This window comes from Bordetella hinzii LMG 13501, assembly GCF_001548475.1.
Taxonomy (GTDB): domain Bacteria; phylum Pseudomonadota; class Gammaproteobacteria; order Burkholderiales; family Burkholderiaceae_B; genus Bordetella; species Bordetella hinzii.
Genome location: NZ_LRUJ01000030.1, coordinates 39,463 through 62,461 on the forward strand (window position 1 = coordinate 39,463; position 22,999 = coordinate 62,461).

22 protein-coding genes are annotated in these 22,999 nt (G+C 67.5%); 9 read left to right on the forward strand and 13 right to left on the reverse strand.

The features are described from left to right. Position 1: 1 nt before the first annotated feature. Positions 2–625, reverse strand: a complete 624-nt coding sequence (rdgB, locus tag AXA74_RS17670) for an RdgB/HAM1 family non-canonical purine NTP pyrophosphatase (protein WP_029580802.1) — start codon at positions 623–625, stop codon at positions 2–4. Positions 626–769: 144 nt separating this feature from the next. On the opposite strand from rdgB, the gene AXA74_RS17675 reads away from it, so the two are divergent. Further along, the gene (locus AXA74_RS17675; protein ID WP_029580801.1) at positions 770–2,569 is read left to right on the forward strand and encodes an EAL domain-containing protein; all 1,800 of its coding nucleotides are present in this window, start codon (positions 770–772) and stop codon (positions 2,567–2,569) included. Here AXA74_RS17675 and AXA74_RS17680 read toward each other — a convergent pair. Further along, a complete protein-coding gene (locus AXA74_RS17680) occupies positions 2,489–4,150 on the reverse strand; it encodes a methyl-accepting chemotaxis protein (protein WP_080700987.1) in 1,662 nt (553 codons plus the stop codon). The two genes, AXA74_RS17675 and AXA74_RS17680, sit on opposite strands and share 81 nt — an antisense overlap. Before the next feature lie 80 nt (positions 4,151–4,230). Beyond that, positions 4,231–5,145, reverse strand: coding sequence for a LysR family transcriptional regulator (locus AXA74_RS17685; protein WP_029580799.1), 915 nt, complete (start codon positions 5,143–5,145; stop codon positions 4,231–4,233). Positions 5,146–5,272: 127 nt separating this feature from the next. Between AXA74_RS17685 and AXA74_RS17690 the strand changes: the two genes are divergently transcribed. Together AXA74_RS17690 and AXA74_RS17695 are read left to right on the forward strand one after the other, a co-directional pair. Further along, positions 5,273–6,433 carry an acyl-CoA dehydrogenase family protein gene (locus AXA74_RS17690; RefSeq protein ID WP_029580798.1) on the forward strand — a complete coding sequence of 387 codons (1,161 nt, stop codon included), beginning with the start codon at positions 5,273–5,275 and terminating at the stop codon, positions 6,431–6,433. 5 nt (positions 6,434–6,438) lie between these two features. Continuing rightward, a complete protein-coding gene (locus AXA74_RS17695; RefSeq protein ID WP_032979544.1) occupies positions 6,439–7,797 on the forward strand; it encodes an MmgE/PrpD family protein in 1,359 nt (452 codons plus the stop codon). A gap of 13 nt (positions 7,798–7,810) precedes the next feature. Here AXA74_RS17695 and AXA74_RS17700 read toward each other — a convergent pair whose 3' ends face one another. Next, positions 7,811–8,215, reverse strand: a complete 405-nt coding sequence (locus tag AXA74_RS17700; protein WP_029580796.1) for a group III truncated hemoglobin — start codon at positions 8,213–8,215, stop codon at positions 7,811–7,813. Positions 8,216–8,304: 89 nt separating this feature from the next. Continuing rightward, positions 8,305–9,060, reverse strand: a complete 756-nt coding sequence (gene rph / locus AXA74_RS17705; protein WP_032955221.1) for a ribonuclease PH — start codon at positions 9,058–9,060, stop codon at positions 8,305–8,307. 113 nt (positions 9,061–9,173) lie between these two features. On the opposite strand from rph, the gene AXA74_RS17710 reads away from it, so the two are divergent. After that, the gene (locus tag AXA74_RS17710) at positions 9,174–10,100 is read left to right on the forward strand and encodes a YicC/YloC family endoribonuclease (protein ID WP_029580794.1); all 927 of its coding nucleotides are present in this window, start codon (positions 9,174–9,176) and stop codon (positions 10,098–10,100) included. Between the two features lie 31 nt (positions 10,101–10,131). Here AXA74_RS17710 and AXA74_RS17715 read toward each other — a convergent pair whose 3' ends face one another. The 3 genes from AXA74_RS17715 to AXA74_RS17725 form a co-directional block, all read right to left on the reverse strand. After that, entirely contained in the window at positions 10,132–11,313 is a 1,182-nt protein-coding gene (locus tag AXA74_RS17715; RefSeq protein ID WP_029580793.1) for an MFS transporter, read from the reverse strand. A 143-nt stretch (positions 11,314–11,456) separates the two neighbouring features. Then, on the reverse strand, positions 11,457–12,746 hold the full coding sequence (locus AXA74_RS17720; protein ID WP_029580792.1) for a ParB/Srx family N-terminal domain-containing protein: 1,290 nt from the start codon (positions 12,744–12,746) through the stop codon (positions 11,457–11,459). A 72-nt stretch (positions 12,747–12,818) separates the two neighbouring features. Continuing rightward, positions 12,819–14,309, reverse strand: coding sequence for an AMP nucleosidase (locus AXA74_RS17725; protein ID WP_032979543.1), 1,491 nt, complete (start codon positions 14,307–14,309; stop codon positions 12,819–12,821). Between the two features lie 258 nt (positions 14,310–14,567). Between AXA74_RS17725 and AXA74_RS17730 the strand changes: the two genes are divergently transcribed. Next, on the forward strand, positions 14,568–15,152 hold the full coding sequence (locus tag AXA74_RS17730; protein WP_029580790.1) for a C40 family peptidase: 585 nt from the start codon (positions 14,568–14,570) through the stop codon (positions 15,150–15,152). An 18-nt stretch (positions 15,153–15,170) separates the two neighbouring features. Here the strand turns inward: AXA74_RS17730 and AXA74_RS17735 are convergent, their stop codons facing one another. Next, entirely contained in the window at positions 15,171–15,941 is a 771-nt protein-coding gene (locus AXA74_RS17735) for an SDR family oxidoreductase (protein WP_029580789.1), read from the reverse strand. Positions 15,942–16,114: 173 nt separating this feature from the next. Between AXA74_RS17735 and gmk the strand changes: the two genes are divergently transcribed. Genes gmk through AXA74_RS17750 form a run of 3 tightly spaced genes read left to right on the forward strand, consistent with a single transcriptional unit; the run spans position 16,115 to position 19,311 of the window. Continuing rightward, positions 16,115–16,747 carry a guanylate kinase gene (gene gmk, locus AXA74_RS17740; protein WP_029580788.1) on the forward strand — a complete coding sequence of 211 codons (633 nt, stop codon included), beginning with the start codon at positions 16,115–16,117 and terminating at the stop codon, positions 16,745–16,747. 39 nt (positions 16,748–16,786) lie between these two features. Beyond that, positions 16,787–16,990 (forward strand): DNA-directed RNA polymerase subunit omega, encoded by a 204-nt coding sequence (gene rpoZ / locus AXA74_RS17745; RefSeq protein ID WP_003811126.1) that lies wholly within the window; start codon positions 16,787–16,789, stop codon positions 16,988–16,990. 23 nt (positions 16,991–17,013) lie between these two features. Then, complete coding sequence (locus tag AXA74_RS17750; protein WP_029580787.1) at positions 17,014–19,311, forward strand: RelA/SpoT family protein; 2,298 nt, start codon at positions 17,014–17,016, stop codon at positions 19,309–19,311. A 30-nt stretch (positions 19,312–19,341) separates the two neighbouring features. Here AXA74_RS17750 and glnQ read toward each other — a convergent pair whose 3' ends face one another. From glnQ to glnH, 3 genes are all read right to left on the reverse strand, one after another. Then, positions 19,342–20,070 carry a glutamine ABC transporter ATP-binding protein GlnQ gene (glnQ, locus tag AXA74_RS17755; RefSeq protein WP_029580786.1) on the reverse strand — a complete coding sequence of 243 codons (729 nt, stop codon included), beginning with the start codon at positions 20,068–20,070 and terminating at the stop codon, positions 19,342–19,344. Next, positions 20,067–20,726: a glutamine ABC transporter permease GlnP gene (gene glnP, locus AXA74_RS17760; protein WP_029580785.1), complete on the reverse strand. Its 660-nt coding sequence runs from the start codon at positions 20,724–20,726 to the stop codon at positions 20,067–20,069. The genes glnQ and glnP overlap by 4 nt, the downstream gene beginning before the upstream one ends. Positions 20,727–20,809: 83 nt before the next feature. After that, positions 20,810–21,562 carry a glutamine ABC transporter substrate-binding protein GlnH gene (glnH, locus tag AXA74_RS17765; RefSeq protein WP_029580784.1) on the reverse strand — a complete coding sequence of 251 codons (753 nt, stop codon included), beginning with the start codon at positions 21,560–21,562 and terminating at the stop codon, positions 20,810–20,812. A 188-nt stretch (positions 21,563–21,750) separates the two neighbouring features. Between glnH and AXA74_RS17770 the strand changes: the two genes are divergently transcribed. Then, a complete protein-coding gene (locus AXA74_RS17770) occupies positions 21,751–22,788 on the forward strand; it encodes a C45 family autoproteolytic acyltransferase/hydolase (protein ID WP_029580783.1) in 1,038 nt (345 codons plus the stop codon). On the opposite strand, the gene AXA74_RS17775 is transcribed toward AXA74_RS17770, so the two are convergent. Next, positions 22,773–22,999: hydantoinase B/oxoprolinase family protein (locus tag AXA74_RS17775; RefSeq protein ID WP_155680887.1), on the reverse strand; the 227-nt coding region annotated here is incomplete at its 5' end. The two genes, AXA74_RS17770 and AXA74_RS17775, sit on opposite strands and share 16 nt — an antisense overlap.

The window sequence follows — 22,999 nt, forward strand, 5'->3', positions numbered from 1 at the left end:
CTCAAAGCGCCTGCAATTTGCCCAGGATCTCGCGCAGGGCGCGGGCCCGATGGCTGACGGCGTTTTTTTCCTCGGCCGGCAGTTGCGCGGCGGTGCGGCCCAGGTCGGGCAGATAAAAATAGGGGTCGTAGCCAAAACCGTTCTCGCCCGCCGCCGACTGGGCGATCTCGCCATGCCAATGGCCTTCGCCGATCAGCGGACAGGGATCTTCGGCGTGGCGCACCAGCACCAGCAAGGCCACGTACCAGGCGCGCCGGTCGGCCTGCCCTTGCAGTCTTTCGAGGAGCAAGGCGTTGTTCTGGGCGTCTCCCTTGGGCGCGCCGGTCTCGCGCTGCGCATAACGGGCCGAATAGACGCCGGGCGCCCCGCCCAAGGCCTGCACACACAGGCCGGAATCGTCGGCCAGGGCCGGCAGGCCGGTCGCCAGACTGGCGTGTCGGGCCTTGGCCAGGGCGTTTTCCACAAAGGTGACGTGCGGTTCCTCGGCCTCGGGAACACCCAGCTCGCCCTGGGGCACGAGCTCGATGCCCAGCGGGGCGAACAGCGCGGCAAACTCGCGCAGCTTGCCGGGATTATTGGAAGCCAGCACGACGCGGCGCAAAGAAGTGGGAATGGCGGCAGACATGGCCACTATTGTAATCACGGCCCCCGCCGTCCGTTTGCCGCGTCCCGGTTGCGCCATAGTCATGACAATTTGCAACAAACGCGACACAAAGCCCCTTCATGATGGGAAGTCCTGCCGCCCGTGGCGGCCCCTTACCGCCTGAGCATGAACCCATTGCTAGATGCCGAAACCCCAGCCGCCAACCTGCCGTGGCTGATCCAGCGCCGCCTGTTGCAGGCGCGCTACCAGCCCGTGGCCGACCTGAGCCAGGGCCGTATCTATGGCCACGAGAGCCTTATCCGCGGCCCCGCGGACAGCCCGCTGCACTTGCCCGACGCCCTGTTCGCCGAAGCCCGCCGGCTGGGCCTGTGCCATGACCTCGAATGGGAGTGCTTCCGCGCCGGCGCGGCCGACTATGTGCGCCTGCGCGGCGAGGGCAAGCTGTTTCTCAATCTGTCCGGCGCCAGCATCATCGAATACTGGACGCGCTGGGGCCGCGACCTGCCGCAACGCCTGCAAGGCGACACCGGCCTGGCGGCCACGCGCATCGTCATCGAGCTGACCGAGCACCATCCCGAACGCGAAGACATCCATGCCCTGCGCCAGGCCCTTCAATGCCTGCGCCAGGCCGGCATGAAGCTGGCGCTGGACGATTATGGCGTCAGCCACGCCTGCCTGCAGCTCTGGCTGGAGCTGCGCCCGGACCTGGTCAAGATCGACCGTTATTTCTTCCGCGACATCAGCCGCGACGAGAACCGCCTCGCCCTGGTGCGCGGCATGCTGGGCGTGGCCCAGCAGCTCAATACCGCCGTGATCGCCGAAGGCATCGAGACACAGGAAGACCTGCTTGCCATCGCCGACCTGGGCATCCGCTACGCCCAGGGCTGGTGCCTGGGTTATCCGCAAGGCCAGCCCGCGTCCCGGCTGCCCACGGCCCTGGACGCCTTGCTGCCCATCTCGCCGCGCACGGCCAAGGCCGCCGGCTCCGGGCGCACCGCGCTGCATCTGCGCGCCGAGGGTCCGGCGGTCTACCTGGCCCGCCATAGCAATGACGACGTGCACCGCATTTTCCAGGAACAGCGTCACCAGCACGCGCTGGCCGTGCTCGACGACCAGGACCGCCCGGTCGGCATCATCAACCGCCGCGACTTCCTTGAGCATTACTCGCAGCGCTACACCCGCGACCTCTTCGGCCGCAACCGCTGCGACACCTTCATGAACGCCGAACCGGTGCTGGTCGATATCGGCACCTCCATCGACCAGCTCAGCCATGTGCTCACCTCGGAGGACCAGCGCTATCTGGCCGACGGCTTCATCATCACGCGCAATGGCCGCTACGACGGCCTGGGCACGGGCGAGGCGCTGGTGCGTTCGGTGACCGAGATCCGCCTGGAAGCCGCCCGCTATGCCAACCCCCTCACCTCGCTGCCGGGCAACATCCCTATCAGCAAGCACATTGCCCAGCTGCTGGAGGGACCGGGCGAATTCGTCATCGGCTATGCCGACCTGAACAACTTCAAGCCCTTCAATGATGTCTATGGCTATTGGCGCGGCGACGACATGATCCTGCTGTGCGCCGAGATCATCCGGCGCCATTGCGACGCCCAGCGCGACTTCGTCGGCCACGTGGGCGGCGATGACTTCGTGGTGGCCTTGCGCAGTCCGGACTGGCAGGCCCGCCTCACGCGCGTGATCGAGGAGTTCAACGAGCGCGCCATGGGGCTCTATGACGCGCAGGCCCGCGGCGAAGGCGGCATCCGCGCCGAAGACCGCTACGGCAGCCTGCGTTTCTTTCCGTTCGTGACGCTGGGCATAGGCGCCCTGCGGGTGCAGCCGGCCAACCTGGCCGAAGCGGGCACCCGCGTGCGGCCCGAAGACATCGCTTCAGCGGCCGCCCACGTCAAGCACAAGGTCAAGCATGGGGACCTTGCCATGGTGCTCGAAACCTACCGCCACCCGGTCTGAAGCCACGGCGGGGCGGGGCTCGCCGCCCTGCCCCTCGCGCAGGCGGAACACCGCCACCGCCGCGCGCAAAGCCTGCGCCTGCGTCTCCAGCGCCATGGCCGCGGCGGCCGTCTGCTCGGCCATGGCCGCATTCTCCTGCGTGCCCCGGTCGACATCGGCGACCGCCCGGTTCACCGCCGTGATGCCGGCGGCCTGCTCGGCGCTGGCATGCGAGATATCGCTCACCAGGCGCATCACACCATCGACCGCCGAGACCATGGCATCCATGGTCCGCCCGGCCTGGGCCACATGGCGCGAACCGGCGGCCACGCGCTCGCGCGATTCTTCGATCAGGCCTTTGATTTCCCGGGCGGCCTGGGCGCTGCGCTGCGCCAGCGAACGCACTTCGGCGGCCACCACGGCAAAGCCCTTGCCCTGCTCGCCGGCCCGCGCGGCCTCGACCGCCGCGTTCAGCGCCAGGATATTGGTCTGGAAGGCGATACTGTCGACCACGCCCACGATTTCCCCGATACGCTCGGCCGAAGCCGAGATTTCCTGCATGCTCTGGACGGCATCCTGGACGGCCGTGCCGCCATCGCGGGCCAGGCGCGCCGCGCCCTCGGCCTGGCGGCTGGCCGCGTCGGCATTGTGCGCGGTCTGGTTCACGGTATCGGCCAGCCCCGTCATGCTGGCGGCCGTCTCCTGCAACGTGGCGGCCTGGCGGGCCACGCGGTTGGACATGTCGCCCGCGCCCGCGGCGATCTCGGCCACGCCGTCATGGATGGCCTCCACGCCGCTGCGCACGCTGGCCACCGCCTGCGTCAGCCCGCCCTGCATGCGGCCCATGGCGCGGTAGAGCACCCCGATCTCGTTGTCGCCGCGATCGGCGATGCCGCCGGTCAGGTCGCCGTCGGCGATACGCTCGAAGTGGCGGCCTGCCTCGGTCAAGGGGCGCAGCACGGCGCGCCGGAAGGCCAGGCGGATGGCCAGCGCCAGCGCGCCCACCGCCAGCAGCAGCACCCCCGCGCCCAGCGCCATGCGGTCGGCCATCTGCCCGGCCTGGGCCAGCAGCTCGCGCCCTTGTTGGCGCGCATGGCCTTGATAGGCGTCGACCGCCCGCACATAGCCGTCAGTGGCCGCCGGCAGCGTCTTGTCGCTCAACTGGTTGGCCTGGATGCCGTTCCAGCCCTTGATGGCGGCGGCCAGCGGCAGCAGCGCCTTGTCGGCCAGGTTCCCATAGGCGGCGAGCACCGCGTCATAGCGGGCCTCGCCCGCGTCGGGATTGGCGCGCAGCCGGGCCGCGCTCTGGGCCGCCGATGTCAGCAGGCTTTCGGCGCGCGCCAGCGCGGCATTGCGGTCTTCTTCGAGGCCGCCTTCCATGAAGGTCTTGGCGTCGGCCAGCTGGGCACGCGCCTGGAACAGCCGCGCCGTCGTGTCGCTCAGCTCGTTGGCGCGCTCAATATTGCCCCGCCCCAGGGCCTCGATATGGGCCCGGTTGGCGCGCAGCGCCATCACCCCCGCCGCGGCGGCCGCGACGAAAAGAAGAACAAAAACCACCATCGTGGCGGTCAGGGCCGTCGCGACCCGCAGATGCTTAGCCATAGTCATCCAAGAACAGGCGCCCAAACCCGAAAGGGCGCGGTGCGCCGATTATCCTGGCCGACAATGGCAGTTTCTTGACATCAATCCAGGACTTCGTCCTCGGGGATGTCGTCGATCATGGTCTGCACCAGCTCGCGCGCGAAGACCGGCAGGGCCTCCAGGTCGCGCACACAGATATGCAGCTGGCGCACACTCCATTCATCGGTCAGCGGCACAACGGCGATGTCCAGCACCCGCGCATAGCGCAGCGCCACCGACTCGGGGATCACGCCTATGCCCACGCCGCTTTCGATCATGCGGCAGGCCGCCTCGAAGTTGCCGACCTCGATGCGGAAACGGAACGTCCGGCCCAGTGTGGCCGCGGCCTGCACCAGGAAGGGATGGATGGCGCTCCATTCGGACAAGCCCACGTAGTCAAAGCCCAGCGTGTCGGCGAAAGGCACGGCCTCTTCGCCGGCCAGCGGGTGACGGCGCGCGGTCACCAGCACCAGCCTGTCGTTGCGGTAGGGAATGAACTGCAGCTTGGGATCCGGCGCGCAGCCGGCCACCACGCCGATATCGGCCGAACCGTCGGCCACGGCGCGCACGATGAGATAGCTCAGGCGCTCGCGCAGCTCGACATTGACGTCCGGATGGACCGCCAGATAGCGCGCCAGCACCGCCGGCATGAACTCCGTGCTGGCCGTGGTGTTGGCCAGGACCCGGACGTGGCCTTTGACGCCGCGGGCGAACTCCTGCATGTCGCCGCGCAGCTGCTCGATCTGCTGCATGACGGTGCGCGCATGGCGGGTCAGCGCCTCGCCCGACGGGGTCAGGGTCACGCCCTGGCTGTTGCGGTACAGCAATTGGGTGCCGAAGTGCTCCTCGAGATTCTTGACCCGGGTGCTGGCCGCCGGCAGGGACAGATGCGATTTCTCGGCCGCCCTGGTCAGGCTGTGCCAGTCTCCGATATGAACCATCAGCTGCAGGTCCGTGAGGTCGAAATGCGTTGCCATGCCTGTTTTTCCTGGTGCTTCGGGTTTGGATAACCCGGTATTAAGCAATGCGAAATTGGCAGGCCGGCCGCCTTTGCGGCACAGTCTGCCTGTTCCCCCTTTTTACAAACCCGATCATAGCCCGCCCATGCAGGACACCCAGAACGATTACCAGGACATCCGCGAAGCCGTCCGCAGCCTTTGCAGCCAATTTTCGGCCGAGTATTTTCGCAAGATCGACGAAGAACGCGGCTATCCCGAGGAATTTGTCCGCGCGCTGACCGAAGCCGGCTGGCTGGCCGCCCTGATCCCGCAGGAATACGGCGGCTCGGGCCTTGGCCTGACCGAGGCCTCCATCATCATGGAGGAAATCAATCGCAGCGGCGGCAATTCGGGCGCCTGCCACGGCCAGATGTACAACATGGGCACGCTGCTGCGCCACGGTTCGGAGGCGCAGAAACGCGAGTACCTGCCCCGCATCGCCAGCGGTGAACTGCGCCTGCAATCCATGGGCGTGACGGAGCCGACCACCGGCACCGACACCACGCGCATCAAGACCACGGCCGTCAAGCGCGGCGACCGCTATGTGATCAATGGCCAGAAGGTCTGGATCTCGCGCGTGCAGCACTCCGACCTGATGATATTGCTGGCCCGCACCACGCCGCTGGACCAGGTCACGCGCAAATCCGAGGGCATGTCCATCTTCCTGGTGGACCTGCACCATGCCGTCAAGCACGGCATGCAGGTGCGGCCCATTCCCAATATGGTCAACCACGAGACCAACGAACTCTTTTTTGACAACCTGGAGATCCCCGCCGAGAGCCTGATCGGCGAGGAAGGCAAGGGTTTCAAGTACATCCTGGACGGCCTGAACGCCGAACGCACGCTGATCGCCGCCGAGTGCATCGGCGACGGGTATTGGTTCGTCGACAAGGTCACCGCCTACGCCAAGGAGCGCGTGGTCTTCGGCCGGCCCATCGGCCAGAACCAGGGAGTGCAATTCCCCATCGCGCGAGCCCATATCAATGTGGAGGCCGCCAGCCTCATGCGCTTCGAGGCCGCGCGCCGCTTTGACGCCCACCTGCCCTGCGGCGCCCAGGCCAATATGGCCAAGCTGCTGGCCGCCGATGCCTCGTGGGAGGCCGCCAACGCCTGCCTGCAGTTCCATGGCGGCTTCGGCTTTGCCAACGAATACGACGTCGAACGCAAGTTCCGCGAGACCCGGCTCTACCAGGTCGCGCCCATCTCGACCAACCTGATCCTCTCCTACGTCGCCGAGCACGTGCTGGGCCTGCCCCGCTCCTTCTGACCGCCATGACCACCTCTCCCAGCGCTGTGCTGGCCACTTTCGCCAGCCAACTCCGTTACGAAGACATCCCGGCGCCGGTGCTGCGCCGCGCCGAAGACCTGCTGCTGGACACCCTGGCCTCCATCCTGGCCGGCGCCGGCGCGCGCCCGGTGCAGATCATGGCCGGCTACGCCCAGGCCATGGGCCCGGCCGACGGACCCGCGGAAATCCTTGTGAACCGGCGCCGCAGCTCGCCGCTGTTCGCCGCCATGGTCAATGCCGCAGCCGCCCACGTGGTCGAGCAGGATGACGTGCATAACGGTTCGGTCTTCCACCCCGCGGCGGTGATCTTCCCGCCGGCGCTGGCCGTGGCCCAGGCCCTGGGCCTGTCGGGCCGCGACGTGCTGACCGCCGCCGTCGCGGGCTACGAGGTCGGGATCCGGGTGGGCGAATTCCTGGGCCGCTCGCACTACAAGATCTTCCACACCACGGCCACCGTGGGCACGCTGGCCGCCGCCGTCACCGTGGGCCGCCTGCTCGGCCTGGACCCCGAGCGCATGCTCAATGCGCTGGGATCGGCCGGCACCCAATCGGCCGGCCTGTGGGAATTCCTGCGCGATGCCGCCGACTCCAAGCAGCTGCATACCGCCCACGCGGTGGCCGCCGGCATCACGGCCGCCTATCTGGCGCGCGACGGCTTCACCGGCGCGCGCCAGATCCTGGAAGGCCCGCAGGGCCTGGCCGCCGGCATGTCGCGCGACGCCGACCCCTCGCGCCTGACCGACCGGCTGGGCGAGCGCTGGGCGCTGGCCGAGACCTCGTTCAAATATCACGCCTCCTGCCGCCACACCCATCCCGCCGCCGACGCCTTGCAGGCCCTGATGCGTGACAACCAACTGGGCGCCGGCGACATCGCCAGCATCGAGGCCCTCGTGCACCAGGGCGCGCTGGACGTGCTGGGCCCGGTCGTCAACCCGGCCACAGTCCATCAATCCAAGTTTTCCATGGGCACGGTGCTGGGCCTGATCGCGCTGAAAGGCCGCGCGGGGCTGGCCGAGTTCGATGCCGCGCTGGACGACCCGGCCATGGCCACCTGGCGCGAGCGCACCACCATGACGCTGGACCCCGAGGTGGACCAGGCCTATCCGCAACGCTGGATCGGCAAGGTCAAGGTCCGCACGACCGACGGTCGCGAGCTGAGCGCCCGCGTGGACGAGCCCAAGGGCGATCCGGGCAACACGCTGTCGCGCGCCGAGATCGAAGCCAAGATGCTGAGCCTGGGCCAATACGCCGGCGCGGCCCGCCCCGAAGAGCTGCGCGGATTGATCGATACGGTCTGGAACCTGGCCGAACGCCCCAGGGTGGACGCCCTGCTGCCCGCCTGAGGCCGCCCCGCGCTCAGGGCAGCTGCAATTCCCTGGGCGCTGCCTGGGGGTCGCGGCTCAATTGGTAGCCCAGCCACAGGCTTTGCGCGATGCGTTCGGCCATCGCGCAGGCCTGGGCGGCCATGGCCTGGTTGGGCTGCGCCCGCGCCGTGTCCCGGAAAAGCGCCAGCCAATGCTCGAACAAACCGGCGTCCAGGCCGGGCAAGGCCGCGTGCTTGGGCATGGGCGTGCCGCTGAAACGCCGCGTGCGCAGCAAGATGGCCGACCAGAAGTCCACCAGCTTGGCCAGGTGCTCATCCCAATCCCGCACATGCGTATTGAAGATAGGCCCCAGGCGCGCATCGGCGCGCACCCGCGCATAAAAGGCGTGCACGAGATCGTGCAGATCCTCTTCAGTGCATAAGGGCTCTTGCGTCATGGCCGGGTCCGTTTGGCGTATTTAAGATGTATTTATAATACATCTTAAATGACCCATGCCGCCGCCAGGCATCCTGGCCGCGGCCCGCATCAGCTGCGCGCCGCGCGCTGGGCGGCCACCAGCTGGGCGATCCCCCCTTCGGCCAAGGCCAGCATGCTGTCGAGCTGGGCCCGCGTGAACGTCGCCTCCTCGCCCGTGCCCTGCACTTCCACGAAGGCGCCCGAACCGGTCATGACGACATTGACGTCGGCCTCGCAGGCCGAATCCTCTTCGTAATTCAGGTCCAGCACGGCGCGTCCGCCCACCAGGCCCACGGAAACCGCCGCCACATGGTCGCGGATCGGGTTCTGCGCCAGATCGCCGCGCGCCATCAGGAGCGCCACCGCGTCGGCCGTGGCCACCCAGGCGCCGGTGATGCTGGCGCAGCGCGTGCCGCCGTCAGCCTGCAGCACGTCGCAATCGAGGTGCAGCGTGCGCTCGCCCAGGAGTTTCAGATCGACCACGGCGCGCAGCGAGCGGCCGATCAGGCGTTGGATTTCCTGGGTGCGGCCGCTTTGCTTGCCGCGGGCCGCCTCGCGCTCGCCGCGCGTATGCGTGGCGCGCGGCAGCATGCCGTATTCCGCCGTCACCCAGCCCTCGCCCCTGCCCTTCAGGAAAGGCGGCACCTTGTCCAGCACGCTGGCCGTGCAGAGCACCTGGGTGTTGCCCGCCTCCACCAGAACCGACCCTTCGGCATAGCGCGTGAAACCGCGCTTCAGGCGGAACGGACGCAGGGCGTCGACGGCGCGGCCATCGGCGCGGGCGGAAGTGTCGGAAGTGGTCAAGGCGGACTCCAGAATCGTCATCAGGCAAAGATCAATAGCGGGATTGTACGTGCGCGCCCCGCCTCATCGGTTATTCTGCCGGCATAATCCCGCGCCTCGGGGCTTGCGCCCCTGTATTTCCAGGAATATCCACCATGATTCGCAGCATGACCGCGTTCGGCAACGCCCGTGTCGATCTCGAACAAGGCTCGCTCGCGCTCGAATTGCGCAGCGTCAACAGCCGCTTTCTCGACCTCTATTTCCGTTTGCCCGACGAGCTGCGCCATGCCGAAACCCCGCTGCGTGAACTGCTGACCAGCCAGCTGGCACGCGGCAAGGTAGAGGTGCGCGTCAGCTTCACCCGCAATGCCGGCACGGAAGTCACCCAGCTCGATCCGCAGTGGCTCGGCCTGCTGGCCGACCAGCTGCAGGCCGCTCGCCGCGTCCTGCCCGAAGTCAGCGCGCCGCGCCTGGTCGAACTCCTGAACTGGCCTGGCCAGCGCGGCAATGACGCACTGGACCCGCAGATCTGGGGTGCAGCCTGCATGACGGCGGCCCAGCAAGCCCTCGGCCAACTGCAGGACGGCCGCGCCCGCGAAGGCGAACGCCTGGCCCTCATGATGCGCGAATGCGCCGACGGCGTGGGCCGTATCGTCGAACTGGTCGAAGGCCATTTGCCGCAGCTGCTGGCCGAGCATCGCGAAAAACTCGCCACCAAGCTGCGCGAAAGCCTGGAGGCCGCCTTCCCCGGCGGCTTTGCCCACATCAGTGGCGCCGAGCTGACCGAGCGCGTGGCCCAGGAGGCCGGCCTCTTCGCCCTGCGCATCGACGTGGCCGAAGAACTCTCGCGGCTGCGCTCGCACCTCGAAGAACTGCGCCATCTGCTGGGCGAAGGCGGCGGCAAGGCCGGCGGCAAAGGCAAGGGCAGCGCCGGCAAGCGCCTGGACTTCCTCTTCCAGGAAATGAACCGCGAAGCCAACACCCTGGGCTCCAAGGCCGGCAGCCTGGAAGTCACCCGCGCCGCCATGGACCTGAAGCTGCTCATCGAACAGATGCGCGAACAGGCGCAGAACATCGAGTAATGCCCGGGCCGGCGCGATCGCCGGCCGGCCCTTATGCCCGCCTGGGCGCGCTGCGCGGCAGCCAGCGCCAGAAGACGCCGGCCGCCACCAGGCCCAGGGCGCCGACGCCGAACGAGGCGCCGCCGAGCGAGACCAGGGCCGTCAGCGCCGATAGCGCCACCGGCCCGCCGCTCGATCCCAGGTCGGCCATGAACCGCCAGATGCCGAGAAATTGCGTGCGGGCGCCCGCCGGCGCGGCGTCGGCGCCCAGCGTCATCACGATGCCCGACCCGATGCCGTTGCCGAACCCCAGCATTACCGAAACCAGGACGAAGCTCACCGCCCCGCCGGTCAGCGGGATCGCCATCAGGCTGAGCCCCATCAGCAGCGTGCTGGGCAGCGCCACCCACAGGCGGCCGCGCTGGTCCATGACCTTGCCCGCCGGATAGAAAACCGACATGTCGATCGCGGCGACCAGGCCGTAGATGAGCGAGGTGGTGGTGGCGTCCAGGCCGAGATGGTCGGCCCACAGCGGAATCACGACCTGGCGCGAGGCGCGCAGCGCGCTGAGCAGCATGACGCCCACGCCCAGCGTGGCATACACGCCGCGATGGTCCCGCGCGACGTCGCCCATGCGCGCGCGCGGCGCGCCGGGCACGCCCGCGGGCCCGATATCGGGCGCCTTGATGGCGATCAGCCCCGCGCCGAGCATGGCGCAGATGGCGACCCAATAGGCGCCGTCCAGTCCCAGGAAATGGATCAGCGCCGCACCGGCGAAGGGGCCGATGAAGGTGCCGATCCGCGTCGTCCCACCCAGCGTGGACAGCGCGCGTGCCCGGTAGGCCAGCGGCACGACCTCGATCATGTAGCTCTGGCGCGCCAGCTGGAACACCGACTGCGCGCATCCCTGCATCAGCATGGCCAGCGCCAGCACCCAGAGCCTGGGCACGCCGATCACCAGCAGCAGGCCGATCACGCTGACCAGGGCCGCGCCGGCCATGGCGCGCTTTTCGCCGAAGCGCTCGGTGATGAGGGCGGACGGAATATTGGAGAGCAGCGAGCCGACCCCGATCAAGGCGGCGATCAGGCCGGCGGTGGCCACCGATGCGCCCTGGTCGCGCGCGGTGAGCGCGATGACGGGAAGAATGGCGCCGTTGCTGATGCCGTAGAGCAGCGATGGGCCGAACGCCGGGATGGCGATCTGCTTCAGGTTGAATGAATCGGGGTGCGACATGGAAGGAGGAATGAGGGCTCGGCTGCCCGCCTGGCCCCGGGGCGCTGCCAGCGCGGAATTCCGGGAGTGTAGCCGCAGCCCGCGCCGGCCGGCCCATGGCGCGTCAAGAGGGCGGCCCATCGCGCCGCCCCCCGCGAGCCTCTTTACCAGCCCCAGCAGGTGCCCGCGGCGGGTTTGCCGCAAGCGCGGTAGTTGACCGCGAACCAGAGCTTGCCCGCGCCGCGCGGCGAAAGGTCGGCCTTGACGTCATTGCGCGGCAGCTCTTCGAGCGTGTCGCGCGCCGTCTTGGTCGGCGTGCCGCTGTCGGCGCCCGCCACCAGGGCCACGCGGCCCAGTTGCGCGGCGGTGCGATCGCCGAAGACCACATCGCCGTCGGCCAGCGAGCTCATCCGCAGGGCGGCTTCACGCACGAAGGCGGCATAACTGGTGTTGCTGTCCGCGCGGGTCAGGTCTTTTTTCAGCGTACTCACGGCCAGGATATCGGCCGCGCTGTCAGGCGCCTTGAGCTTGAAGGCGGACATGGGCGGCAGGCGGCCCGCTTCGGTCTCTTTGCGCAGCCACTCGCCCCACAGGAACTCGGCGAACTCGGGCAAGCCGCCATTGGTGTAGCCGATGTCGCGCGTGAAATAGACCAGCGAACGATAGGGATCTTCCTGCATGCCGCCAGGCTCGCTGTCGCTGGCCAGGCCCAGGCGCGTGGGCAGCTGATCGACGGTGATGGCCTGGTTGGCGCCATCGCGCAGCCAGGCGCGGCCTTCGTCGACCATCCGTTGCCAGAAGGCCGCGGCGCTCGTCATATCGCTGTAATTGGCGTTGACCTTGACCCAGACCTTGAGCTTGGGGCCGCCATCGAAGATCTCCCGCAGGGACGAGAAGGAATGATGGCCGTCGGTGAGATAGAGATTGCCGTCCCAGCCCACCACCACGGTCTTCATCGCGTCGGCATGGGTGCCGGGCGCGTCCTTGCAGGCAAAGGTGGCCGGGTCGTCCAGGCGGGCGGCGCGCGCCTCGGCGAGAGTCTGGAAGGCCTGGGCGCGCGCGTCCTGGCCCGTATCTTCACAGTAGTCGTCGAACTTCTTGCCCACGGTGCGGTTCAGGTAGTCCAGCATCTGCGCATCGTTGCCCTGCCAGTTGGGCCGATCGAAGTCGCCCTGCCAGCGTCCCAGCTTGTAATAGATCTGGTCATAGCCGATGGCGGCTTGCGTGGGCCGCAGCTCTTCGATGCGCACGGCGATCACATCGCCCGCCTGGGTGTTCAGGTAGGCGGTATTGCGCGCGGGCTCGGTGGTGGCGGGCGGCGTCGTGGCGGGCGGCGCGGCGGCCTGGTCGTCGTCATGGTCGCTGCTGCTGCAGGCAGCCAGCGCCAAGGGCAAGACCAGGATGGCCATCCAGCGGCGATAGCGGATCGCCTTGCGCGGGTTCGCGGCTTGCATTTCGTTCTCCCCTGTGAATGCAAAGCCGCGAGTATGGTCGCGCAGTGTTACAACGGCGTGGAACCCGCGGGCCTATTGAAAGGCGGTCTCGGTGAAAGAGCGCAGCTTGCGGGAATGCAGGCGTTCGGGCGCCATGCCGCGCAACAGCTCCAGCGCGCGGATGCCGATCTCCAAGTGCTGGTTGACCTGCCTGCGGTAGAAGGCGCTGGCCATGCCGGGCAGCTTCAGCTCGCCGTGCAGGGGCTTGTCGGAGACACAGAGCAAGGTGCCATAAGGCACCCGGAAGCGGAATCCATTGGCCGCGATGGTGGCCGATTCCATGTCCAGGGCGATGGCGCGCGACTGCGCGAAACGCTGCACCAGCTCGCCCTGGTCGCGCAGCTCCCAGTTGCGGTTGTCGATGGTGGCCACGGTGCCCGTGCGCATGATGCGCTTGAGGTCCCAGCCCGACAGGCCCGCCACCTCCTGCACGGCCTGCTCCAGCGCCACCTGCACCTCGGCCAGCGGAGGCACCGGCACCCATGTCGGCAGGTCGGCATCCAGCACATGGTCGTCGCGCACGTAGCCGTGCGCCAGCACATAGTCGCCCAGGCGCTGCGAATCGCGCAGCCCGGCGCAATGTCCCAGCATCAGCCAGGCATGCGGGCGCAGCACCGCGATGTGGTCGGTGATGGTCTTGGCGTTGGACGGCCCCACGCCGATGTTGACCAGCGTGATGCCCGAATGGTTGGGGCGGATGAGGTGATAGGCCGGCATCTGCGGCAGGCGCTGCGCCGGATCGGCGGACGAGGCGGTCTCGCCGCGCCGGGTAATGCGGTTGCCCGGTTCGACCAGGGCGTCGTAGTCGCCGCCGCCTTCGGCCATCAGGGCGCGGGCGCGCACGCAGAACTCGTCCACATAAAACTGGTAGTTGGTGAACAGCACGAAATTCTGGAAGTGCGAGGGCGCGGTCGCCGTGTAATGCTGCAGGCGATGCAGCGAATAGTCCACCCGCGTGGCGGTAAAGGGCGCCAACGGATGCGGCTCGCCGTCGCGTCCGCGCCAGGATCCGTTGACGATGGCGTCGTCGGTCACCGCCAGATCGGGCACGTCGAACAGGTCGCGCAGCGGCCGCTTGAGGCTATCCAGGTGCTCGCCCTCCACATAGGCGCCCTCCGGAAAGGCGAAATGCAGCGGGATGGGCATATCCGATTCGCCCACCTCGACCGGCACGCCGTGGTTCTGCAGCAGCAGGCCGATCTGTTCGGCCAGATAGTCGGTGAACAGGGCGGGTTGCGTGATCGTGGTCTGGTAGCGCCCGGGCTCGGCCACATGCCCATAGGACAACCGCGAATCGATGGGATCATAGGTCTGCACGGAGATCCGCAAGGCGGGATAGTAGGCGCGCACGCGCCCGGCCAGGCTGCGCCCGTGCAGCACATCCTGGAAGGCCTGCCGCAAGAAGGCCGTATTGCGGTTGTAGATCTCGGTCAGGCGCTCGACGGCGGCGCGCGCATCGTCGAAGCGCTCAAAGGGGATGGGTTCCGGACGGTAGAGACTGGCTGCTGAATAGACTGCACTCATGGATCTCTTTCCCTGCTGCCGCGCGGCCGGGACGGCGCGCGTAGCCGATTATGCCGCATCGCCGCCCTGCCCGCCGCGTCGCCCACGGCGGGCACATCGGGCAACAAAAATCCTGCAGCAGATGAAAGATGTAATGAAATACTATTTCATTACCGTTCGCGGCGCGCTGCTGTTAAGGTGGCGCTTTGCCGCCGGCTTACACGTAAGAGACAAGTTCTCTGAAGCCATCCGTCCACACTTTGCTGTCCGAAGTGCCGCATGACTCCTCCCACGCGAAAAGTCCGCCGACAATGGTCCACGTTGTCTGCTTTGTTCTGCGCCCCCCTGCTGGCGCTCTGTTTTTCCGGCGCGGCCCAGGCCTCGCTGCATCCCACTGCCCTGGGCACGCTGCAAGGCCTGAGCCTGGCCAATGAAGCGACCGTGCCCACGCTGCGCGAACGCATCGTGCAGGCCGGCCTGGACAAGATCGGCACACCCTATAGCTGGGGCGGCGACGATCCCGTCGATGGCTTCGATTGCAGCGGGCTGGCCCTGTTCGTGTTCCGCGAGACGGCTGGCATCGACCTGCCGCGCACTTCGCGCGCGCAGCGCCAGTCGGGCAACAACGTCAATCGCCGCCAGCTGCGCCCGGGCGACCTGGTGTTCTTCGCGACCAATCGCCGCGGCGTCACCTCGCACGTGGGCATCTATATCGGCCAGAACCAGTTCGTGCATGCGCCCTCGCGCGGCGCCAAGGTGCGCGTGGACAAGCTGGACAACGGCTATTGGTCCAAGCGCTACGTCGGCGCGCGCAGTTATCTCGACGACCGCCCCGCGCCGCTGCTGGCCCAGAACGCCAGCTGACACGGGGCCGCGCCGCCCTCAGCCGCGGCCCACGAAGGGCATGTTGGTGGCCATGATGGTCATGAACTGCACATTGGCGTCCAGCGGCAGCTGCGCCATGCCCGCCACGGCCTGCGCCACATGGGCGACGTCCATGCGCGGCTCCACGCGGGTCGAGCCATCCGCCTGCAATACGCCCTTGGCCATGCGTTCGGTCATGTCGGTGGCGGCATTGCCGATATCGATCTGGCCGCAGGCAATGCCGTAGGCCCGGCAGTCCAGCGAAATCGACTTGGTCAGGCCGGTGACGGCATGCTTGGTCGCCGTATAGGCGATCGAATACGGCCGCGGCGCATGCGACGAAATCGAGCCATTGTTGATGATGCGCCCGCCGCGCGGGCTTTGCGCCTTCATCAGGCGGATCGCTGCCTGCGCGCACAGGAACATGCCGGTCAGGTTGGTGTCGACCACCGAGCGCCACACGTCCACGGGCAGGTCCTCGATGGGCACGGCCGGCGCATTGCGTCCGGCATTGTTGAAGAGCACGTCCAGGCGGTCGTACTCGCGCTGGATCTCGTCGAACAAGGCCCGGACCTCCGCCTCCTGCGTGACGTCGGTCGGCACGACCAGGGCGCGCGCTCCGTCCTCGCCGGCGGCGATGCGCGTCTGCTCCAAGGGTTCGCGGCGCCGGCCGGCCAGCACCACCTTGTACCCCTGGGCCAGGAATTCAAGCGCCACCGCGCGGCCGATGCCGGTGCCCGCGCCGGTGACCAGCGCCACCCGGGAGCCGGGCGTGTCGTTAGATTGCATAAGCTTCTCCACCAAGATTCGCAATGCAGGAATCCTAACCCAAACCCCGTCCCCGGATTGAAAGCGGGCGTGACGGAATCCTCGCTTGTGCGGACGATGCCGATGGACACGCGCCGCCCGGCCAAGCGCCCGATTTGCTATGCTTCGTCTCTCGTACCGTGCGTTTCTCTTCCATGTCCGCTCATTCCGGCAATGTCTTCATGGTCGTCGCCCCCAGTGGCGCCGGCAAATCCAGCCTGGTCCGCGCCCTGCTCGACCGCGACCCGTCCATCACGCTGTCCGTCTCCGCCACCACCCGCGCCCCGCGCCCCGGCGAACAGGATGGCCGTGAATATCGTTTTGTCACCAAGGAAGCCTTCGCCGCCCTGCGCGAGGCCAATAGCCTGCTGGAGTGGGCCGAGGTGCACGGCAATTTCTACGGCACGCCGCGCGACCTCATCGACGAGGCGACCGCCGCGGGCCGCGACGTCCTGCTGGAAATCGATTGGCAGGGCGCCCGCCAGGTCAAGCAGCGCTACCCCGAGGCCATCGGCATCTTCATCCTGCCGCCTTCGATCGAAGAACTCGAGGCGCGCCTGAAGGCCCGCGGGCAGGATTCCGAGCAGGTGATCTCGCGCCGACTGCTGGCCGCCGGCGGCGAAATCGCCCATGCGCCCGAATGCGAATATGTTATTATTAATCAAGAATTTAGCGTAGCCTTGTCGGAGCTGATGCAAGTCATCAGCGCCGCGCGGCTGCGTTTTTCGTCTCAGGCGGCGCGCAACGCCAGGCTGTTTGCGCAGCTCGGCATCCCCGCATCGCACTGAAACGCCCCGTTCCCAACGTCAGCATATCCAGGTAATTCCATGGCCCGCATCACTGTCGAAGATTGTCTGAACCAGATCCCCAACCGATTCAAGCTCACGCTGGCGGCGACCTACCGCGCCCGCGAGCTGGCGCAAGGCCATGCCCCGCGCCTGGACAGCAAGGACAAGCCGACCGTGACCGCGCTGCGTGAAATCGCCTCCGGCCTGACCGGCCTGGAAATGCTGCGTAAAGTCCCGACCTGAGCCCGGCCGGGGAGGCGGCTAGCATGGCTTTTCCCGGACTGAAGTATGCCTCTTCAGGTCTACTCGCAGCGCTGCGCGCCGGGTCGCGCCTGGGCCGGCGCGGCGGTAAAAAGGCGCTAGCCAACGGCGGGCCCGCGCCCACGCCGCAGCAGGCTGCCGCCGTCGAGAACGCGGCCTCCCCCATCGCCTCGCTGGCGCCCCTGACCGAGATCATCAGCACCTATCTCGAACCCAAGGACGTCGAACGGGTGCGCGAAGCCTACCGCTTCGCCGACCAGGCCCACCTGGGCCAGTTCCGCGCCTCCGGCGCCCCGTATATCTCCCACCCCATCGCCGTCACCGAAATCTGCGCGGGCTGGAAGCTGGACGCCAATGCGCTGTCGGCCGCCCTGCTGCATGACGTGATCGAAGACCAGGGGGTGAGCAAGCAAGAGCTGGCCGAGCGCTTCGGCCCCGAGGTCGCCGAGCTGGTCGACGGCCTGTCCAAGCTGGAGCGCCTGGACTTCGCGACCAAGGCGGAGCAACAGGCCGAGAGCTTTCGCAAGATGCTGCTGGCCATGGCGCGCGATGTGCGCGTCATCCTCATCAAGCTGGCCGACCGCCTGCACAATATGCGCACGCTGGACGCGGTCAACCCCGAGAAGCGGCGGCGCATCGCCCGCGAGACCCTGGACATCTACGCGCCCATCGCGCACCGCCTGGGCCTGAACCTGCTGTTCCGCGAGCTGCAGGACCTGTGCTTCGCGGCCATGTATCCCAACCGCTACCAGGTGCTGTACAAGGCCGTCCTGGCCGCGCGCGGCAACCGGCGCGAGGTCATCAGCAAGATCGAGGACGCGGTACGCGCCGCCCTGCCTGCCGCCGGCATCGAGGCCGAGGTCACGGGCCGCGAAAAAACGCTCTACGGCATCTACCGCAAGATGGCGGACCAGAAGAAAAGCTTCTCCGAGGTCCTGGACATCTACGGTTTCCGCGTCATCGTGCATACCCTGCCCGAGTGCTATCTGGCGCTGGGCACGCTGCACCAGCTCTACCGGCCCGTGCCGGGCAAGTTCAAGGACTACATCGCCATTCCCAAGGTCAATGGCTACCAGTCGCTGCACACCACCCTGGTAGGCCCCTACGGCACGCCGGTGGAGTTCCAGTTCCGCACACGCGACATGCACCATATCGCCGAAGAGGGCGTGGCCTCGCACTGGCTCTACAAGGACGCCGATCTCACGCTCAATGAGCTGCAGAAGCGCACGCACCAATGGCTGCAATCGCTGCTGGACATCCAGAGCCAGACGGGCGACTCGGGCGAATTCCTTGAGCACGTCAAGGTCGACCTCTTCCCGGATGCGGTGTATGTCTTCACCCCGCGCGGCAAGATCATCTCGCTGCCGCGCGGCGCCACTCCGGTGGATTTCGCCTACGCCATCCATACCGACATCGGCAACCAGGCCGTGGCCGCCAAGATCAATAGCGAGTTCGTGCCGCTGCGCACGGAGCTGGCCAGCGGCGACACGGTGGAAATCATCACCTCGCCGGCCTCGCGCCCGAATGCGCAATGGCTCAACTACGTGCGCACGGGCCGCGCGCGCTCCGAGATCCGCCACTTCTTGCGCACGGTGCGCTACGAAGAATCGGTCGCCTTCGGTGAGCGCTTGCTGTCGCAGACGCTGCAAGAGCTGCACCTGCCCATGCCGCCGGCCGACGACCCGGCCTGGAGCAAGCTGGCGCGCAGCACCGGCGCCAGCTCGCGCGACGAGATCCTGGCCGACATCGGCCTGGGCAAGCGCCTGGCCGCCGTGGTGGCGCGCCGCTTCGCCCCCGAACACGACCTGGTGGCCACCACCGCGGCGGCGGTCGACGAGATCACCTCGGCGCGCGCCGCGCCCATCCTCATCCAGGGCAACGAAGGCCAGGCCGTCCAGCTCGCGCCCTGTTGCGGCCCCCTGCCCGGCGATCCCATCATTGCCGGCATGCGCCTGGGCCATGGCCTGGTGGTGCATACGGCCGACTGCCCGGTCGCCATGCGGCAGCGCCTGCGCGAACCGGAGCGCTGGGTCACCGTCGCCTGGGACAAGCAGACGGCCAAGCACCTGGCCACCCGCCTGGACATCATCACGCGCAACGAGCGCGGCGTGCTCGGCCGCATCGCGGCCGAAGTCACGGCCGCCGACGCCAATATCGTCCATGTGACCATGCACGATGACGCCGTGTCCACGGTATCGCTGCACCTGACGGTGCAGGTCGACAGCCGCAAGCATCTGGCCCAGGTCATCCGCGCCATCCGGCACGTGCCCCAGGTCCAGAAGATCGTCCGCGTCAAGGGCTAGCGCCGCAGCCCGCCGGCCAGGCCCGCGGCTTCACGCCACGTGCTGCAGGAAATCCCGCAGGCGCTGGCTGGGCGGGTCGCCCAGCAAGGCTTCGGGCTTGCCGTCGTGCGCGATCTTGCCGCCGTCGATGAACAATAGCCGGCTGCCGACCTTGCGGGCGAATTCCATCTCGTGGGTGACGACCACCATGGTCATGCCCTCCTCGGCCAGGTCGCGCATGACCTTGAGCACTTCGTGGCGCAGTTCCGGGTCCAGCGCCGACGTCGGCTCGTCAAACAGCATGAGCTTGGGCTTGATGGCCAAGGCGCGGGCGATGGCCACGCGCTGCTGCTGCCCGCCGGACAACTCCGATGGATAGTGGTCCATGCGCTCGGCCAGGCCGACCTTGCCCAGCAGATCGCGCGCGACCTGGCGGGCCTCGTCGCGGCCGGCGCCCCGCGTATGCACCGGGCCGAACATCACGTTCTCCAGCGCCGTCATCTGCGGAAAGAGATTGAATTGCTGGAACACCATGCCGGCCTCGCGGCGGATGGTGCGCACGTCCTCGGCCGAACCGAGCACGCTGATGCCGTCGACACGCAGATCGCCGCCGTCTATGGTTTCCAGCACATTGATGCAGCGCAGGAACGTCGACTTGCCCGAGCCGGAGGGCCCCACGACCACCACGACTTCGCCCACGTCGATATTGACCGTGATCCCGTTGAGCACGACCGAATCGCCGAAGCGCTTGATGACGTCCTTGAACTCGACCATGCTCATAGTATGCGCATCCTTTTTTCCAGCAGGCGCAGGCCCAGGGCCATCAGGCCGGTGAGAATCAGGTAGACAATGGCCACCGCCGACCAGATCTCGACCGCGCGGAAATTGCTGGCCATGATCTCCTGCCCCTGGCGCGTGAGCTCGGCCACGCCGATCACGATGAAGAGCGATGAATCCTTCAGGCTGATGATGCACTGGTTGCCCAAGGGAGGGATCATGCGCCGGAAGGCCACCGGCCCGATGATGTAGAACAGGATCTTCGAAAACGGCAGGCCCATGGCCTGCCCCGCCTCTTTCAGGCCGCGCGCCACCGACAGCAGCGAACCGCGCACGATCTCCGCGATATAGGCGCCCGAGTTGATGATGAGCGTGGCGATGGCGGCGGTCTCCGCCTCCACCCGCATGCCCGGCACCAGCAGCGGCAGGGCAAAGTAGATGAACATCACCTGCACGACAATGGGCGTGCCCCGGATGACAGCCACATAGACCTGCGCGATGCCGGAGACCAGCCAGGGCCCATAGGCTCGCGCCACACCGGCCAGCGCGCCCAGGATGAAACCTCCGACAAGCCCCCAGAGGGTGATCTTGACGGTCATCAAGGTGCCGTCAAGCAGATTGGGCAGTGCGTCCCAGATTACCGATACATCAAAATCCACGCTTCCCCCTCCCGGCGGAAAAAACATGGCCGCCCACGAAGCATGCCCCGCAGGCGGCCACCGGTTTGTTCAAGCCAGGCGCATCAGGGCGCCTTGCCGAACCACTTGGTGTAGATCTTGTCGTACTCGCCATTGGCCTTGAGCGCGGCCAGGGCCTTGTTGACCTGCGGCACCAGGTCGCTGCCCTTGGGGAAGGCAATGCCATAGAAGTCGCCGCTCTTGACCGTGCCCACGACCTTCACGCGGCCCTTGCCCGCGGTATTGGCGTAGTACTGGACGTTGGGCGTGTCGTGCACGGCGGCATCCACGCGGCCGGTGGCCAGTTCGAGGTAGGCATTATCGATATTGGGGAAGAGCTTGAGCTTGGCCTCGGGCACCTGGGCCTTGAGGAAGTCCACCGTCGCGGTGCCGGTCTTGACGGCCACCGTTTTGCCGGAGAGGTCCTTGGCGGCCTTGATGTCGTTGTTCTTGTCGGAGACCAGAATGGCCAGCCCGCTTTCGTAATAGGGGTCGGAAAAATCGATCACCTTCTTGCGGTCGTCGCGGATCGTGATGCCGGCCAGCGCCACGTCGATGTTCTTGGTCTGCAGGCCCGGGATGATGCCGTTGAAATCCATGGGCTGCAGCTTGTACTTGAGATTGAGCTCCTTGGCGATGGCCGCCCAGAGGTCGATGTCGAAACCGGTATAGGTGCTGCCCTGCTTGAACTCGAAAGGCACGAAGGCCGTATCGGTGGCCACGACCAGTTCCTTGCCCTGGGCCGCGGCGGTGGATATCGAACCAAACATCGTGGCGGACAGACCGATCAGGACGGCCGCGACTTTACCTTTGATCATGGTTTTCTCCTGTGGGTTCAACAGGCTACGCCCATACCGCCTGGCGAGCCAAGTCTGGGCGCCAGGCCGGGGCCCGGGGTGGGCCGCGGCCTGGCTTGCGAACGATCTTAACGCAACCGTCCCCGGTGGCACAGCCACCGATCGAAATTACAATGAAAGGCCAGTCCCAATTCCCGGGGGAGCAGGCTGTGACGTTCAATCCCATCATCATCGAGGGCGGCCGGCAGCAGATCGGCCTGGAACTGGGCAAGCTGGCGCGCGCCATCATGCCCGCCTACCTGGACCAGAGCAGCACCTGGGCCGCCCTGCGCCCCTGGCGCGGGCATGCCTTCCTGGGCGCGCTGGGCGAGGCCGCGCAGGCCGCCTTGCCGCAAATCTGGCGCGAACTCGAAGGCCTGGCCGAGGGGCTGCGCATGCCGCTCGAAGACGTGCTGCTCTGGAATTGCCGCGGCGACCTGCTGCGCAAGTCTTCCGACGGCTGCACTTCGCTGGCTTGGCGCGGCGCCGACGGCGCGCGCTGGATGGCCCACAACGAGGACGGCGACCCCTATCTGCGCGGCCGCTGCCGTATCGTGGACATCCGCCCCGAGGGCGCACCCGGCTTCGTGAGCTTTTACTATCCCGGTTCGCTGCCGGGGCACACCTTCGCCGGCAACCGCGCCGGACTGGCGCAGACCATCAACAATGTGCGCGCGCGCCAGCGTCAGGCCGGCGTGCCGCGCATGCTGCTGGCCCGGGCCGTGCTGGATTGCGCCAGCCTGGACCAGGCCCTGGACTTGCTGCGCGACCTGCCGCGCGCCGGCGGGTTTCACCATATGCTGGGCTCGGCCCGCGACCGCCGCCTCTTCAGCGTCGAGGCCAGCCCGACGCAGTGCGCCATCCAGGAAATCAGCAAGGGCTACGCCCACGCCAACCACCTGCTGCACCCGGACAGCCCGCCTCAGGTGATCACCGATTCCTCGGCGGCGCGGCAGCGCCGGGCCGAGCAGCTGATGGACGCCTGGACCGGCAGCGCCGGCGGCGGCGATCTGGTCACCGCCTTGCTGGACGCCGGCGGCGAACTGCCCATCCTGCGCACCGACCCGCAGGACCCCGACGAAGAAAACACCCTCGCCACGGCGCTGTTCGAGCTGCGTGACGGCCGGCTGAGCCTGCGGGTCTATGACCGCAGGCCGCAGGCCATGCTCAAACTAGACATCCGCGGCGGCGATCAGGCCGGCCCGTAGCCGCCCCCGCCCGGGGTTTCGACCACGAAGACGTCGCCGGCGGCCAGTTCGGTGCTGTCCTGCGGGCCCAGTTCGTCGATGCGGCCATCGGCGCGCTCGACATAGTTGCGCCCCATCCGGCCTTCGCCGCCTCCGGCCAGCCCGAAAGGCGCGTACCGGCGGTTGTTGGACAGAATGGCCGCTGTCATGGGCTCCAGGAAGCGCACCCGCC

Coding starts and splice junctions, on each gene's coding strand:
- rdgB (WP_029580802.1), bottom strand. CDS start 625: ATGTCTGCCGCCATTCCCACTTCTTTGCGCCGCGTCGTGCTGGCTTCC.
- AXA74_RS17675 (WP_029580801.1), top strand. CDS start 770: ATGAACCCATTGCTAGATGCCGAAACCCCAGCCGCCAACCTGCCGTGG.
- AXA74_RS17680 (WP_080700987.1), bottom strand. CDS start 4,150: ATGGCTAAGCATCTGCGGGTCGCGACGGCCCTGACCGCCACGATGGTG.
- AXA74_RS17685 (WP_029580799.1), bottom strand. CDS start 5,145: ATGGCAACGCATTTCGACCTCACGGACCTGCAGCTGATGGTTCATATC.
- AXA74_RS17690 (WP_029580798.1), top strand. CDS start 5,273: ATGCAGGACACCCAGAACGATTACCAGGACATCCGCGAAGCCGTCCGC.
- AXA74_RS17695 (WP_032979544.1), top strand. CDS start 6,439: ATGACCACCTCTCCCAGCGCTGTGCTGGCCACTTTCGCCAGCCAACTC.
- AXA74_RS17700 (WP_029580796.1), bottom strand. CDS start 8,215: ATGACGCAAGAGCCCTTATGCACTGAAGAGGATCTGCACGATCTCGTG.
- rph (WP_032955221.1), bottom strand. CDS start 9,060: ATGACGATTCTGGAGTCCGCCTTGACCACTTCCGACACTTCCGCCCGC.
- AXA74_RS17710 (WP_029580794.1), top strand. CDS start 9,174: ATGATTCGCAGCATGACCGCGTTCGGCAACGCCCGTGTCGATCTCGAA.
- AXA74_RS17715 (WP_029580793.1), bottom strand. CDS start 11,313: ATGTCGCACCCCGATTCATTCAACCTGAAGCAGATCGCCATCCCGGCG.
- AXA74_RS17720 (WP_029580792.1), bottom strand. CDS start 12,746: ATGCAAGCCGCGAACCCGCGCAAGGCGATCCGCTATCGCCGCTGGATG.
- AXA74_RS17725 (WP_032979543.1), bottom strand. CDS start 14,309: ATGAGTGCAGTCTATTCAGCAGCCAGTCTCTACCGTCCGGAACCCATC.
- AXA74_RS17730 (WP_029580790.1), top strand. CDS start 14,568: ATGACTCCTCCCACGCGAAAAGTCCGCCGACAATGGTCCACGTTGTCT.
- AXA74_RS17735 (WP_029580789.1), bottom strand. CDS start 15,941: ATGCAATCTAACGACACGCCCGGCTCCCGGGTGGCGCTGGTCACCGGC.
- gmk (WP_029580788.1), top strand. CDS start 16,115: ATGTCCGCTCATTCCGGCAATGTCTTCATGGTCGTCGCCCCCAGTGGC.
- rpoZ (WP_003811126.1), top strand. CDS start 16,787: ATGGCCCGCATCACTGTCGAAGATTGTCTGAACCAGATCCCCAACCGA.
- AXA74_RS17750 (WP_029580787.1), top strand. CDS start 17,014: ATGGCTTTTCCCGGACTGAAGTATGCCTCTTCAGGTCTACTCGCAGCG.
- glnQ (WP_029580786.1), bottom strand. CDS start 20,070: ATGAGCATGGTCGAGTTCAAGGACGTCATCAAGCGCTTCGGCGATTCG.
- glnH (WP_029580784.1), bottom strand. CDS start 21,562: ATGATCAAAGGTAAAGTCGCGGCCGTCCTGATCGGTCTGTCCGCCACG.